General features: G+C 65.1%; 10 protein-coding genes and 1 pseudogene. 7 read left to right on the top strand and 4 right to left on the bottom strand.

The genetic code is table 11. The features are described from left to right. Positions 1–64 precede the first annotated feature (64 nt). The gene (locus tag EDF56_RS17770) at positions 65–1630 is read left to right on the top strand and encodes a peptidase S10 (protein WP_132389912.1); all 1566 of its coding nucleotides are present in this window, start codon (positions 65–67) and stop codon (positions 1628–1630) included. A gap of 49 nt (positions 1631–1679) precedes the next feature. Here the strand turns inward: EDF56_RS17770 and EDF56_RS17765 are convergent, their stop codons facing one another. Together EDF56_RS17765 and EDF56_RS26000 are read right to left on the bottom strand one after the other, a co-directional pair. Beyond that, the gene (locus EDF56_RS17765; protein WP_132389910.1) at positions 1680–3335 is read right to left on the bottom strand and encodes an NAD+ synthase; all 1656 of its coding nucleotides are present in this window, start codon (positions 3333–3335) and stop codon (positions 1680–1682) included. Positions 3336–3568: 233 nt separating this feature from the next. After that, a complete protein-coding gene (locus EDF56_RS26000; RefSeq protein ID WP_165912237.1) occupies positions 3569–3745 on the bottom strand; it encodes a hypothetical protein in 177 nt (58 codons plus the stop codon). Between the two features lie 168 nt (positions 3746–3913). Between EDF56_RS26000 and EDF56_RS17760 the strand changes: the two genes are divergently transcribed. From EDF56_RS17760 to metH, 5 genes are read left to right on the top strand one after another with little or no spacing between them, the layout of a single operon-like run. After that, entirely contained in the window at positions 3914–4930 is a 1017-nt protein-coding gene (locus EDF56_RS17760) for a metalloregulator ArsR/SmtB family transcription factor (protein WP_132389908.1), read from the top strand. Next, positions 4927–5838: a methylenetetrahydrofolate reductase [NAD(P)H] gene (gene metF, locus EDF56_RS17755; protein WP_132389906.1), complete on the top strand. Its 912-nt coding sequence runs from the start codon at positions 4927–4929 to the stop codon at positions 5836–5838. Before EDF56_RS17760 ends, metF begins: the two co-directional genes overlap by 4 nt. Positions 5839–5857: 19 nt before the next feature. Continuing rightward, complete coding sequence (locus EDF56_RS17750; protein ID WP_132389904.1) at positions 5858–6907, top strand: homocysteine S-methyltransferase family protein; 1050 nt, start codon at positions 5858–5860, stop codon at positions 6905–6907. 16 nt (positions 6908–6923) lie between these two features. Beyond that, the gene (locus EDF56_RS17745; protein ID WP_132389902.1) at positions 6924–7460 is read left to right on the top strand and encodes a GNAT family N-acetyltransferase; all 537 of its coding nucleotides are present in this window, start codon (positions 6924–6926) and stop codon (positions 7458–7460) included. 16 nt (positions 7461–7476) lie between these two features. Continuing rightward, a complete protein-coding gene (metH, locus tag EDF56_RS17740) occupies positions 7477–10101 on the top strand; it encodes a methionine synthase (protein WP_132389900.1) in 2625 nt (874 codons plus the stop codon). Between the two features lie 13 nt (positions 10102–10114). Here metH and EDF56_RS17735 read toward each other — a convergent pair whose 3' ends face one another. Beyond that, entirely contained in the window at positions 10115–10417 is a 303-nt protein-coding gene (locus EDF56_RS17735) for a hypothetical protein (protein ID WP_243652668.1), read from the bottom strand. 446 nt (positions 10418–10863) lie between these two features. On the opposite strand from EDF56_RS17735, the pseudogene EDF56_RS17730 reads away from it, so the two are divergent. Further along, positions 10864–12052 (top strand): annotated as a pseudogene (locus EDF56_RS17730) (cation:proton antiporter). 39 nt (positions 12053–12091) lie between these two features. Here EDF56_RS17730 and EDF56_RS17725 read toward each other — a convergent pair. Continuing rightward, positions 12092–12937, bottom strand: a complete 846-nt coding sequence (locus EDF56_RS17725) for an SDR family NAD(P)-dependent oxidoreductase (protein WP_132389898.1) — start codon at positions 12935–12937, stop codon at positions 12092–12094. Positions 12938–12965 lie beyond the last annotated feature (28 nt).

Raw genomic sequence — 12965 nt, 5'->3', positions numbered from 1 at the left:
CGACAGGACTGATGCATTACCAATGCATGCCGGTTCGCACCCGCCAAAATCAAAGGATTACCCCATGCGGCTTCCCGCAAAGCTGGCCTTCGCCTCGCTTCTCTCCCTCGCTTTCGCCCAGCCCGTTTTCGCCCAGAAGGCCGATGCGCCCGATGCGGAAAAGCAGCACGCCGCCAAGACCGCCGAAGCCGTCGCCGCCGGTTGGGCCAGCGCGCCCGTCGATGAAGCGGTCAAGACTTCGAACGGTTCGGTCACGGTCGACGGCAAATCGACTTCTTATACCGCCACGGCGGGCACGCTGACGATTCGCGACGCGCAGGGCAAGCCGACCGCGAGCGTGTTCTACACCGCCTATACCGCGCCGGATAAGCATCGCCCGCTGACGTTCTTCTACAACGGTGGCCCCGGCTCCGCGAGCCTGTGGCTGCGCATGGGCAGCTTCGGCCCCGAGCGCGTGCGCACCACCGATCCCACCGCCGTCGCCCCTGCGCCCTTCGATGTCGGCCCCAATCCGGACAGCCTGATCGGCAGCACCGACATGGTCTTCATCGATGCGGTCGGCGCCGGTTACTCGCGCCCGCTGGGCGATGCCAAGCCCGCCGATTTCTACGGCGTCGACCAGGACGTGGACGCCTTTGCCAAGGCGATCTTCCGCTACGTCTCGAAGAACGGCCGCTGGGGCGATCCCAAGTACATCTTCGGCGAAAGCTACGGCACCACCCGCTCGGGCGCGCTCGCCTATCAGCTTGAAGAACGCGGCATGGCGCTCAACGGCGTGGTCCTGCTGTCCTCGATCATGAACTACGGCGTGCGCCAGTCGGGCTACGATCAGGTCTATGTCGGCTACCTGCCGACTTATGCCGCCGTCGCCTGGTATCACAACCGCGTTGCCGACCGCCCGGCCACGGTTGCCGAATTCGTCGAGCAGGCGCGCCAGTTCGCCAATGGCCCCTATGCCAGCGCGCTGGCCAAGGGGCAGGACATCGCTCCGGCCGAAGCCGACGCAGTGGCCCAGCAGATCAGCCGCTTCACCGGCATTTCAGTGGACTACATCAAGCAGGCCAACTTGCGGATCGACCTCAACCGCTTCCGCAAGGAACTGCTGCGCGGCGAGCGGGAGACGATCGGCCGCTTCGACGGACGCTACCTTGGCGTCGACGCCGATTCCGCCGGCGAAGGCCCCGAGTACGATGCCTCGGACACGGCGATCAGCGGCCTCTACATCGCCAGCTTCCTCGACGTTCTGGGCAACAAGCTGGGTTACAAGACCGATCTCGACTACCGCCTCAGCGCCAGCGAGGGCGGCCCGTTCAAGTGGGACTGGTCGCACGATGCGCCGGGCAACGGCTATGGCCGCCACCAGAACGTCGCCGACGTGACCGTGGACCTGTCGAGCGCGATGCGCACCAACCCGCATCTGCGCGTGCTCTCGCTCAACGGCTATTTCGACATGGCGACGCCGTTCTTCTCGACCGAGCGGGACCTCAAGCACATGATGCTGCCCGCCCCGCTCCAGCAGAACCTGCAGTTCCACTACTATCCGGCGGGCCACATGGTCTACCTGAACCCCGAAGCGCTTCACCAGATGCGCCTCGACATGCAGCGCTTCTATGCCGAGGGCGCGCACTGAAAATAACCGGGCCAAGTGTGGGGACGGTGCGATTGCGCCGCCCTTTTCCTCATCCGCTGCGGAAGGCGTGGGTGATCGGATAGCGACGGTCGCGCCCGAAATTGCGCGCCGTCAGCTTCACGCCGGGCGAGGCCTGCCGGCGCTTGTATTCGGCCAGATGCAGCAATCGCTCCACGTGCTGGACGGTCGCACGCTCGAACCCTTCGTTGACCAGTTGCTCGACGCTCTTGTCGTTTTCGACAAGGCCGAGAAGGATCGGATCGAGCATATCGTAAGGCGGCAGCGTATCCGAATCGCGCTGATCGTCCCGCAGTTCGGCGCTGGGATCGCGCAGCAGGGTCGATTCGGGAATCACCAAGCCGGAAGGGCCGAGCCCGATTCGCGGGACATGGCGGTTTCGCCAGCCGGCAATGGCGAAAACGGTCGACTTGTAGGCGTCCTTCAGCGGATTGTAGCCGCCCGCCATGTCGCCATAGATCGTCGCGTAGCCGACGCTCATCTCGCTCTTGTTGCCGGTGGTCATCAGCATCGGCCCGAACTTGTTGGACAGCGCCATCAGCGCGGTGCCGCGAATCCGCGATTGCAGGTTTTCCTCGGCGATATCGCGGTTGGTGCCCTCGAAACTCTCGCCCAGCATCGAATCGAGCCCGTCCACCGCCGCGCCGATCGGCATGACCGAGTAGCGAATCCCCAGCGCCTCGGCACAGGCGGCGGCATCGTCGAGGCTCTGCCGGCTGGTGAAGCGCGAGGGCATCATCACCCCCCAGACCCGCTCCGGCCCTAGTGCGTCCACGGCAAGGGCCGCGCACGTTGCCGAATCGATCCCGCCCGATAATCCGAGCACGACTCCGGGAAAACCGTTGCGATTCACATAGTCGCGCAGCGCCAGAACCATCGCGCAGTAGATATCTTCGGGGTGCGTCGCCAGCGATTCGAGCTTTCCGCGATCGCAGCGCCAGCCTTGCGCGGTCTTGGTCCAGCGCGTCTCGACGACCTGTTCCTGCCAATCCGCAAGCTGCACGGCGAGGCCGCCATCGCCGTTGACCACGAAGCTGGCGCCATCGAACACCAGTTCATCCTGCCCGCCGACGCGGTTGAGATAGGCCAGCGGAAGCCCGGTATCGACCGCGCGGCGCTTGGCCACACCCTCGATACGCAGCGCGTCCTTGTTGATTTCGTAGGGGCTGCCATTGATGCAGATCAGGATTTCGGCGCCGAAATCGGCAAGGTGGCGGCAGACTTCGGGACGCCAGATATCCTCGCAGATCGGCACGCCGATCAGGGTGCCGCGCAGAATCACCGGTTCGGGCAGCGGGCCGGGCTGGAACAGGCGCATTTCGTCGAACGTGCCGTAGTTCGGCAGCTCATGCTTGAGCCGCACCGCCATGACTTTGCCCTGGTCGAGCAGGGCAACCCCGTTGTGCAGCGCACCATCGAGCACGAAGGCGGAGCCCACGAGCATGGCCGGTCCGTTAGACGCGCTCGCCTCGGCCAGCGTCTGCAACCGCGCGGCGGCGCGCTCGATCAGCGCGGGTTTGAGAATCAGGTCTTCGGGCGGGTAGCCGACCAGGTGCAGCTCCGGAAAGACGACGAGATCCGCGTCTTTCGCCTGTGCGCGGGCGGCCAGCACGCTTTCGGCATTGCCGTCGAGATCGCCAACGGATTGGTTGAGCTGCGCCAGCGTGATCTTGAGCGTATCCGGCATCAAAGGCTTGATGCCCCGGCACCGGGCTTGCTGCAACAGGAGATGCCTGTAGCGCAGGCAATAAAAAACCCTCCCGGTAAGGAGGGCTTTTCCCGTCTGTAGACGGACTTTCCACTGATTCCTTCGACACTTGGCAGTCTTGCGACTGATTCGGGTCTGGGGTGGGAAAGTACTGGGGGCCGGCACTTCACCTGACGATTGAACGTCGGGCGATTGTCGTGCCCCCGGCCGAATTACTCGGCAGCCGCGGTAGCAGCGTCGGTCGCACCGTCGGTGGTAGCGGCCATGGTCTCTTCGGGAACGGTCTCAACCGATTCCGAAGTGGCGTCAGCGGCGGGCTTGGTGCCACCGCAAGCAGCGAGCGACAGAGCGGCAGCCGACGCGAACGCGGCAAAAGCAATCTTCTTCATGCGAATCCCCTTGCATTGTTTGGCGCACAGGCCAACGCTTGCAGGCAAGCCTGCGGTGCCATTCTTTAGACGAGACGTTTGTGCAACGCAAATGGGAAGTAAGGGGGCCAAAACTGGCGGAATCCCTCGGGCTTGCACACATATAAAGATATCTTTATATGCGGTCTCATGAAAATCGACCCCCTCCTGAGGGCTCTTTCCGAGCCGACGCGGCTGCGCATCATGCGTCTGCTGGCGCACATGGAACTGGCGGTCGGAGAGCTCGCCCAGGTACTCGGGCAGAGCCAGCCGCGCGTCTCCCGCCACATCCGAATCCTCTGCGAAGCGGGTCTGGCAACGCGCCGCAAGGAAGGCAGCTGGGTGTTCCTGGGGAGCGCCGTAAAGGAAAACGGCGAGCCGCCGATGGGGGCTGCTGCCGCCCGCCTTCTGGCCATTGCCGAGCGTGACGATCCCACGTTTTCCGCGCGCTGCGCCGAGGATCGCCGCCAGCTTGCAGCCATTCGCGACGCGCGCGAGGCAAGCGCGCAAGCCTACTTCGCGCGCCACGCGGAAGAGTGGGACACGCTGCGCCAGCTCCATGGTGCCGACGGTCCGGTCGAGACGGCCCTGCTCACCGCACTGGGACGCGGCAAGCTGGGTGCGCTGCTCGATGTCGGCACCGGCACCGGCCGCATGGCCGAGCTGCTGGCAGGCAAGTCGAGTCACGTCACCGCGCTCGACAAGAGTCCGGATATGTTGCGTATTGCGCGGGCACGCTTGCAATCTTTGCCACCCGAGCGGCTTTCGCTGGTGCAAGGCGACTTCCTCGGCCTGCCTTTTGCCGAGGGCGATTTCGACACCGTACTGTTCCACCAGGTGCTTCATTATGCACAGGAACCTGGCGCGGTGTTGGCCGAAGCCGCGCGCGTCACCCGCAAGGACGGGCGAATCGCCGTGGTCGATCTTGCCGCGCACGAGCGGGAAGACTTGCGTGAGCGCCATGCCCACGCACGCCTCGGTTTCGCGGATGAGCAGATGGCGAGCCTGCTGAAGGACGCGGGCTTCGCGCCCGATGCTCCGGTCACGCTGCCCGGCGATCCGCTCACCGTGAAGATCTGGACCGCGCGGCGGCTTGACCAGTCGCCGCCTGCCGCGTCCCTCGCCCAAGACACCGAATCCAACGACAGAAAGACCGCGACCTCATGACGTCCGTTCAACGACCGGCAGGCCAACGGCCCAACCTCGCCCCCGCCTTCGGGTGCCTGCCGGGCGACATTTCCGTCTCGTTCGAATTCTTCCCGCCCAAGACCGAGAAGATGGACGAACAGCTGTGGGACGCGATCACCCAGCTCGCCCCGCTGACGCCCAGCTTCGTCTCGGTGACTTACGGCGCCGGCGGCTCCACGCGTGAGCGCACCCATGCCACTGTCGCCCGTCTCGTCCGCGAAACCAGCCTCGTGCCCGCCGCGCACCTCACCTGCGTGGGCGCGAGCAAGGGCAAGATCGACGAGATCGCCGATCAGTACTGGGAAGCGGGCGTGCGCCACATCGTCGCCCTGCGCGGCGATCCGCCGCCCAGCCAGGGCGGCGTATTCACCCCGCACCCTGAAGGCTATGCCAGCGCCGCCGACCTGGTGGCCGGCCTCAAGGCGCGCCACGATTTCGACATCTCGGTGGCCGCCTATCCCGAAGTCCATCCGGAGGCGACAAGCGCCCAGAGCGACCTCGACAACCTGAAGCGCAAGATCGATGCCGGTGCGAACCGCGCGATCACCCAGTTCTTCTTCTCGGCCGATGCCTATTTCCGCTTTCTCGACAAGACGCAGGCTGCCGGAATCGATGCACCGATCCTGCCCGGCATCATGCCGGTGACCAGCTTCGCCGCGATCCGCCGCATGTCCGGCAACACCGAGATTCCGGTCTGGCTGGAAGCGATGTTCGAAGGCCTTGACGAGCGCCCCGGTCCGCGCGCACTGGTCGCCGCCGTCGCCGCCGCCGACTTGTGCCGCGGCCTTTACGAAGGCGGCGTCCGCGATTTCCATTTCTACACCCTCAACCGCGCCGAGCAGACTTACGCCATCTGCCAGTTGCTCGGCCTGAGGCCCCAGTCCTAAGAGTTAGGGAGTGCGCATGATGAGCGCCCGTGACAAATTTCTCGCCGAAGCTGCCAAGCGCATCCTCGTCACCGATGGTGCTTTCGGCACCGAGATCCAGAACTGGAAGCTCGCGGAAGCCGACTATGCCGGCAACCTTGGCCTCAGCCATGAGCAGAAGGGCAACAACGACATTCTCGCACTGACCAAGCCCGAGGTGCCGGAAGCGATCCACCGCGCCTATTTCGAGGCCGGTGCGGACATTGCCGAGACCAACACCTTCTCGGCCAACCGCATCAGCCAGGCCGACTACGGTGCCGAGCATCTCGTGCGCGAGATCAATGTCGAATCGGCCAAGCTTGCCCGCCGCCTGGCGGACGAGTTCGAGGCCAAGGATGGACGTCCCCGCTTCGTCGCCGGCGCGATCGGGCCGACCAACAAGACGCTCTCGCTCAGCCCCGACGTCAACGATCCGGGCTATCGCGAGATCGACTGGGACACGCTGGTCGATGTCTACAAGGAGCAGGCCGCTGCCCTCGTCGAAGGCGGCGCCGACTTCATCCTGATCGAAACGGTGTTCGACACGCTCAATGCCAAGGCCGGCATCATGGCCGTGCGCAAGCTTGAGGACGAACTGGGCCGCGAAGTGCCGATCATGCTGTCGATGACGCTGACCGACCTTTCCGGCCGCAACCTCTCGGGCCACACGGTCGAGGCGTTCTGGTACGCCGTGCGCCACGCGCGGCCGCTGACCATCGGGCTCAACTGCTCGTTCGGCGCGACCCAGCTGCGTCCTCATGTGAAGTCGCTGTCGGAAATCGCCGACACGCTGATCATGATCTATCCCAACGCCGGGCTCCCCAACGAACTCGGCGAATATGACGAGATGCCCGACACCACTGCCGGCTTCGTCGGCGAATGGGCCGTGGCCGGGCAGGTCAACGCGCTGGGCGGCTGCTGCGGCTCGACGCCCGCGCATATCGCTGCCATCGCCCGCAAGATCAGCGGCATGGCCCCGCGCGCGATCCCGGCGCTGAAGCCGGAAACGCGTCTGGCCGGTCTCGAACCTTTCGCGATCGCGGCTGAGTGAGGCGAGACGGCAGGTCATGAACGATATCCCCCTCTGGCGCATCCGTCAGGCCGGTCCCGACGATGCCGACGCGCTCGCGCTGGTCGGCGCAGCGACGTTTCTCGAAGCCTTTGCCGGTGCCGTCGATGGCGCCGGCATCATCGAGCATTGCCGCGTCGCCCACTCGGCCGAGACCTACCGCGCCTACTTCGCCAAGGGCGCCAAGGCCTGGCTGGCCGAGGTGAAGCCCGGCGATGCGCCGGTGGGATATGCAATGATCTGCGCGCCCGAACTCGAACAGGCCGAGGAAGGCGATATCGAGCTGAAGCGCATCTACCTGCTCTCACGCTTTCAGGGCTCGCTGATGAGCGGCACCCTGATGCGCACGGTGGTCGAGGCCGCAGAGGGGCACAAGCGCCTGCTGCTCGGCGTCAAGGACGACAATCTGCGCGCCCTCGCCTTCTACGCCAAGCACGGCTTCGAACAGATCGGCACCCGCCGCTTCGATGTCGGCGGCAAGACTTATGACGACCTTGTACTGGCACGCCCGCTCGTGTCCGTGCAGGCCCACTGATCCAACGGGAACCTCCATGACCTCCACACCTTCCGGCGCCCGTTTCGTCAATATCGGCGAGCGCACCAATGTCACCGGCTCGGCCAAGTTCAAGAAGCTGATCATGGCCGGCGACTATCCCGCCGCCGTCGAAGTCGCCCGCCAGCAGGTGGAAAACGGCGCGCAAGTGATCGACGTCAACATGGACGAAGGTCTGCTCGACGCGCTTGAGGCGATGACCACCTTCCTCAAGCTGATCGCCGCCGAGCCCGATATCGCGCGCGTGCCGGTCATGGTCGACTCCTCGAAGTGGGACGTGATCGAGGCGGGCCTCAAGTGCGTGTCGGGCAAGCCGATCGTCAATTCCATCTCGATGAAGGAAGGCGTCGAGCCGTTCCTCGCGCAGGCGAAGAAGTGCATGGACTACGGCGCCGCCGTGGTCGTCATGGCCTTCGACGAGACCGGGCAGGCAGACACCAAGGAGCGCAAGATCGAGATCTGCGCGCGCGCCTACGATCTGCTCACCGGCATCGGCTTCCCGCCCGAGGATATCATCTTCGACCCCAACGTCTTCGCGGTTGCCACCGGCATCGAGGAGCATGACCGCTACGGGCTGGACTTCATCGAGGCGGTGGCGGAAATCCGCCAGCGCTGCCCGCATGTCCACTTCTCCGGCGGCCTGTCCAACCTCTCGTTCTCGTTCCGCGGCAACGAGACGGTGCGGCGCGCGATGCATTCGATCTTCCTCTATCACGCGATCCCCGCCGGGCTCGACATGGCGATCGTCAACGCCGGCCAGCTCGACGTCTACGACCAGATCGACCCCGCCCTGCGCGAGGCTTGCGAAGACGTCATCATGATGCGCCGTCCCGGCGTGGGCGAGGACGGCAAGACTTCCACCGAACGCCTGATCGACCTTGCCGAAAGCTTCAAGGGCAAGGACGCCGTTGCCGAGAAGGCCGCCGAGGAATGGCGCGGCTGGGATGTGGTCAAGCGGCTGGAGCACGCGCTGGTCAAGGGCATCGACGCCTATGTCGTCGAGGATACCGAGGAAGCCCGCGCCGCGATCTTCGCGCGCGGCGGCCGTCCGATCGAAGTGATCGAAGGCCCGCTGATGGGCGGCATGAACGTGGTGGGTGACCTGTTCGGCAGCGGCAAGATGTTCCTGCCGCAAGTCGTGAAGTCCGCGCGCGTGATGAAGAAGGCCGTGGCCCACCTGATCCCCTTCATCGAGGCGGAGAAGGAAGCCGGCGCCAAGGCCAAGGGCCGCATCATCATGGCCACCGTCAAGGGCGACGTCCATGACATCGGCAAGAACATCGTCGGCGTCGTGCTTCAGTGCAATGGCTACGAGGTGATCGACCTTGGCGTCATGGTGCCGTGGTCGAAGATCCTCGAATCCGCCAACGAGAACGATGCCGACATCATCGGCCTCTCCGGCCTCATCACCCCCTCGCTCGACGAGATGGTGACCGTGGCCGAGGAAATGCAGCGTGCGGAGATGACCATCCCGCTGCTGATCGGCGGCGCCACGACCTCCAAGGTCCATACCGCGCTGCGCATCGATCCGGCCTACAAGGGCCCGGTGATCCACGTGCTCGACGCCAGCCGCGCGGTCGGCGTCGCCTCGCAGCTATTGTCCGATACGCAGGCCGAAGGCTTCGTCACCACTGTCGCCGACGAATACGAAAAGGTCCGCGTCGCCCGCGCCGGCAAGGGGCAGAGCGAACTGCTCCCCATCGCCGACGCCCGCGCCAATGGCTTCAAGCCGGACTTCGCGCTCAAGCCCGGTGCGCCGGTCCAGCCGGGTCTCCACACGTTCGAGGAATGGGACCTTGCCGACCTTGCCGCGACGTTCGACTGGACGCCGTTCTTCCGCGCCTGGGAACTGGCGGGCAACTACCCGGCGATCCTGAACGACGAAGTGGTGGGCGAAAGCGCCCGCAACCTCTTCGCGGATGCGCAGGCGATGCTCACGAAGATCATCGACGAGAAGTGGCTGACCGCCAAGGGCGTCTGCGCCTTCTGGCCCGCCCACCGCGACGGTGACGACGTACTTCTCGAAGACGGCACCCGCCTGCCGATGCTGCGCCAGCAAGTGAAGAAGTCGCGCGATCGCGCCAACTTCTGCCTTGCCGACTTCATCGACACGCAGGACGACTGGCTGGGCGGTTTCGCCGTGGGCATCCACGGCATCGAGCCGCACCTCGCCCGCTTCCAGGCCGCGCATGACGACTATTCGGACATCCTGCTGAAGGCCCTTGCCGACCGCTTCGCCGAAGCCTTTGCCGAGCGCCTGCACCAGCACGTCCGCACCAAACTGTGGGGCTATGCACCGGACGAGCAGTTCACCAACGAAGCGCTGATCCGCGAGGAATATCGCGGCATCCGCCCCGCGCCCGGCTACCCGGCTTGCCCGGACCACTCGCTCAAGCCGATCCTGTTCGACCTGCTGAAGGCGCAGGACAATGCCGGGATCGTGCTGACCGAGAGCCAGGCCATGCTGCCGACGGCCGCCGTCTCGGGCTTCTACTTCGCCCACCCGGACAGCCAGTACTTCGGCGTCGCCCGCATCGGCCGCGACCAGCTGGAAGACTATGCCGGGCGGCGCGGAATCGACCTGCCGACCGCCGAGCGCTGGCTGCGCCCGAATCTCGACTGAATCCAAGCTCCGGTCAGTGCGCCTTGCGGCGTGCTGACCGGCCGTCGCGCCAGCGGGCATAATGGCACAGACAGGCTTCGCTCAGGCCGATAGCCTGCGCGCCCGCCAGCACGTCGAGCGCGGCTTCCAGCCCATGCCGGGCCAGCCGCTCGACCACCATGCCCTCGTCCTGCCCCATCTCGCGCGCCAGCATCTTGAGCATGCGTGCGGTTTCGATGAATTCCAGCTCGCTCAGCATGGCCTCCCGGCACTCGTTCGCGCTGGCGCCCAGCGTGGCCTCAAGACGCGCCGACGCATCGTACAAGTAACGTCCCATAGCAGGGTCTCCCCAAGGGTCAGGACCTATTAATCACACCTGCGAGGTTTGAAGCAAAATGGCTCAGCGCGAGGAAGGAAGGCGCAGGAATATGTCCATATTTCAAGGCTTCCTGACGCTGCGCTGGGCCATTTTGATCAAATCCCTTCGGGACACTTGAATGGCGTGATTAATAGGTCCTGACCCTTAGGCATGGCGGGCGTGAAATCGTTTGTGCCCGCCGTCTGCCTTCGATTACCAGCCGCCGTCCCGCCCAGCCGCTAAGGCCGTTCCGCGTAGAAATCCGGGGAACGTAATTGCCTGCCGTGCACGAATTTTCACGCCGACCGCGCAGTGCCTTGAAAAGACTTCCACAAGTCCCGCTCCGGACGCTTCCGCCGCCCATTGCGCAACTATCGCCCGCACGTCATGCATTGGCCCAAAGAACAAGGGGGACGATGGGCACAATGGGCCTGACTGAAATCTATCTGATTGCACTGACGGTAATACTGGGCGCGCCGTACCTGATCTGGCGGCTCTTCCGTACCGATCACTGGGCGCCGCTGGTGGTCGTCCAGATCATTGGCGGTATCCTGCTGGGGCCGGGCGTGCTGGGCCGCATCGCGCCGGACTTCCACACATTCGTCTTCAACCCGCAAGTGATGACCGCGCTCAATGGCGTGGCATGGTGGGCGGTGATGATGTTCGTCTTCGTGGCGGGCGTGGAACTGGACCTGTCGGACGCGTGGAAGCATCGCGGCGAAACGACGTTGACCGCCGCCTGCGCCCTACTCACGCCGCTGCTGCTTGGCTCGGTCGCCGCCGCCCTGCTGCTCAAGACCCCCGGCTGGATCGGGCCCGAGGGCACTTATCCGCAAGCCGTACTCGGCATCGGCATGGCCTGCGCGGTTACCGCGCTGCCGATCCTGGTACTGTTGATGGAAAAGCTGGGCATCTTCCGCGAGCCGCTCGGCCAGCGCCTGCTGCGCTATGCCAGCCTGGACGACATTGCGATCTGGGGTGTGCTGGCCCTCATCCTCGTCGACTGGGAGCGCGTTGGCCGTCAGGGCCTGTTCCTCGTCGCCTTCGCCGTCGCCTCCCTCATCGTCCGCGCCCTGTTCAAGCGCATCCGCGAGGAAGACCGCTGGTATGTCTCGCTGATCTGGCTGGCCTTGGTGGGCTTCGCGGCAGACTGGTCCGGCCTGCACTTCATGGTCGGCGCGTTCCTGGCGGGCGTGGTACTCGATGCCCACTGGTTCACGCGCGAGAAGCTCGATGGTTTCCGCGAATTCCTGCTGCTCACGGTGATGCCGGTGTTCTTCCTCAGCACCGGCCTGCGCACGAACTGGGGAATGGGCGGCGTGATGGTGATCGGCGCGGCGCTGCTGTTCCTTGTCGCCTCGGTGGTCGGCAAGCTGGGCGGCATTCACCTCGCCGGAAAGCTGCTCGGCTGGAAGAAGGGCGAAGCCTCGATCATCGGCTGGATGCTCCAGACCAAGGCGCTGATCATGATCATCTTCGTCAACGTACTGCTCGACAAGAAGATCATCACGGCGGAGACCTTCACCGCTGCTGCTGATGGCGGTGATGAGCACGATGCTCACCGTGCCGATCGTCAAGCCGCGCCTTGTGCGGCTCGGCTTGATAAAGGGCTGAAACAAAAAGGCCGGGACAACCATCCCGGCCTTTCCGTTTTCAGACTCCGGGCCTTCCCGCCAGCGCCTCTGCCGCTTGCCAGAACGCCTCGACAAAGGCCGGGTCTTCCACCAGCGGGTTCGGCTTGCGCGGCGCCCGCTCGTACCAATAGCCGCCGCTGGAACGACCCGGCTCCTCGGCCGAAGCCAGCCAGATCACCGTATCCGCGCCCTGCTCGGACGAAAGCTTGGGCGCATCGCCGTAAGCGGCCTGCACGCTGTCCGGCGTGTGCGAGAAGAAGTTGCTCCCCACCGTACCCGGATGAACCGAATGGGCGACGATGCCGTCATCCGCCAGGCGCGGCGCCAGCGCGCGGGCGTGGAGCACATTGGCCAGCTTGCCGCTGCAATAGGCGGCGCCGGGGCTCCAGTTGCCAAGGTTCTGGAGATCGCCAAGGTTGATGGCGGGGATCATCTCGCTGCCGTCGGACGCCGTGTTGACGATCCGCACGCTGCCTGCCGGCGCATCCGTCGCCGCCTTGCGCAGCAGTGGCAGCAGCCTTGCCGTCAACGCATAGGGGCCCAGGAAATTGCTGGCATAATTGGCCTCGAAACCCTCCGACGTCGTGATTGGCTCGCGCGCCATGCCGCCGGCATTGTTCACCAGCACGTCGATGCGGTCCACCTTGGCGGCAATCTCGTCCGCCAGCCGGTCCGCTTCCGCCAGCAGCGACAGATCGCCGCGCAGCATCTCCACGCCCGAGCCCAGTTCCGCCTGCGCCGCCGCGCAGCGCCCGGCATCGCGGCCCACGCCGAGCACGCGGAAACCCTGTGCGGCCAGCGCCCGCGCCGTTTCCAGCCCAATGCCGGAACTTGCCCCGGTCACCACTGCCACTCGCTGCGCCATGTTTGCCTCTCCTAGAATCTTGAAACTT

Origin of the sequence: Novosphingobium sp. PhB165 (assembly GCF_004341845.1) — a bacterium.
In the GTDB taxonomy this organism is placed as follows: domain Bacteria; phylum Pseudomonadota; class Alphaproteobacteria; order Sphingomonadales; family Sphingomonadaceae; genus Novosphingobium.
The sequence above is the reverse complement of the archived record's forward strand: the minus strand, read 5'-3'. Positions and strand labels throughout refer to the sequence as shown.

What these genes read in the sequence shown, in the direction of transcription:
- EDF56_RS17765 (WP_132389910.1), bottom strand. Translation starts at nt 3,335, where the DNA reads ATGCCGGATACGCTCAAGATCACGCTGGCGCAGCTCAACCAATCCGTT.
- EDF56_RS17770 (WP_132389912.1), top strand. Translation starts at nt 65, where the DNA reads ATGCGGCTTCCCGCAAAGCTGGCCTTCGCCTCGCTTCTCTCCCTCGCT.
- EDF56_RS17725 (WP_132389898.1), bottom strand. Translation starts at nt 12,937, where the DNA reads ATGGCGCAGCGAGTGGCAGTGGTGACCGGGGCAAGTTCCGGCATTGGG.
- metH (WP_132389900.1), top strand. Translation starts at nt 7,477, where the DNA reads ATGACCTCCACACCTTCCGGCGCCCGTTTCGTCAATATCGGCGAGCGC.
- EDF56_RS17760 (WP_132389908.1), top strand. Translation starts at nt 3,914, where the DNA reads ATGAAAATCGACCCCCTCCTGAGGGCTCTTTCCGAGCCGACGCGGCTG.
- EDF56_RS17735 (WP_243652668.1), bottom strand. Translation starts at nt 10,417, where the DNA reads ATGGGACGTTACTTGTACGATGCGTCGGCGCGTCTTGAGGCCACGCTG.
- EDF56_RS26000 (WP_165912237.1), bottom strand. Translation starts at nt 3,745, where the DNA reads ATGAAGAAGATTGCTTTTGCCGCGTTCGCGTCGGCTGCCGCTCTGTCG.
- EDF56_RS17745 (WP_132389902.1), top strand. Translation starts at nt 6,924, where the DNA reads ATGAACGATATCCCCCTCTGGCGCATCCGTCAGGCCGGTCCCGACGAT.
- EDF56_RS17750 (WP_132389904.1), top strand. Translation starts at nt 5,858, where the DNA reads ATGAGCGCCCGTGACAAATTTCTCGCCGAAGCTGCCAAGCGCATCCTC.
- metF (WP_132389906.1), top strand. Translation starts at nt 4,927, where the DNA reads ATGACGTCCGTTCAACGACCGGCAGGCCAACGGCCCAACCTCGCCCCC.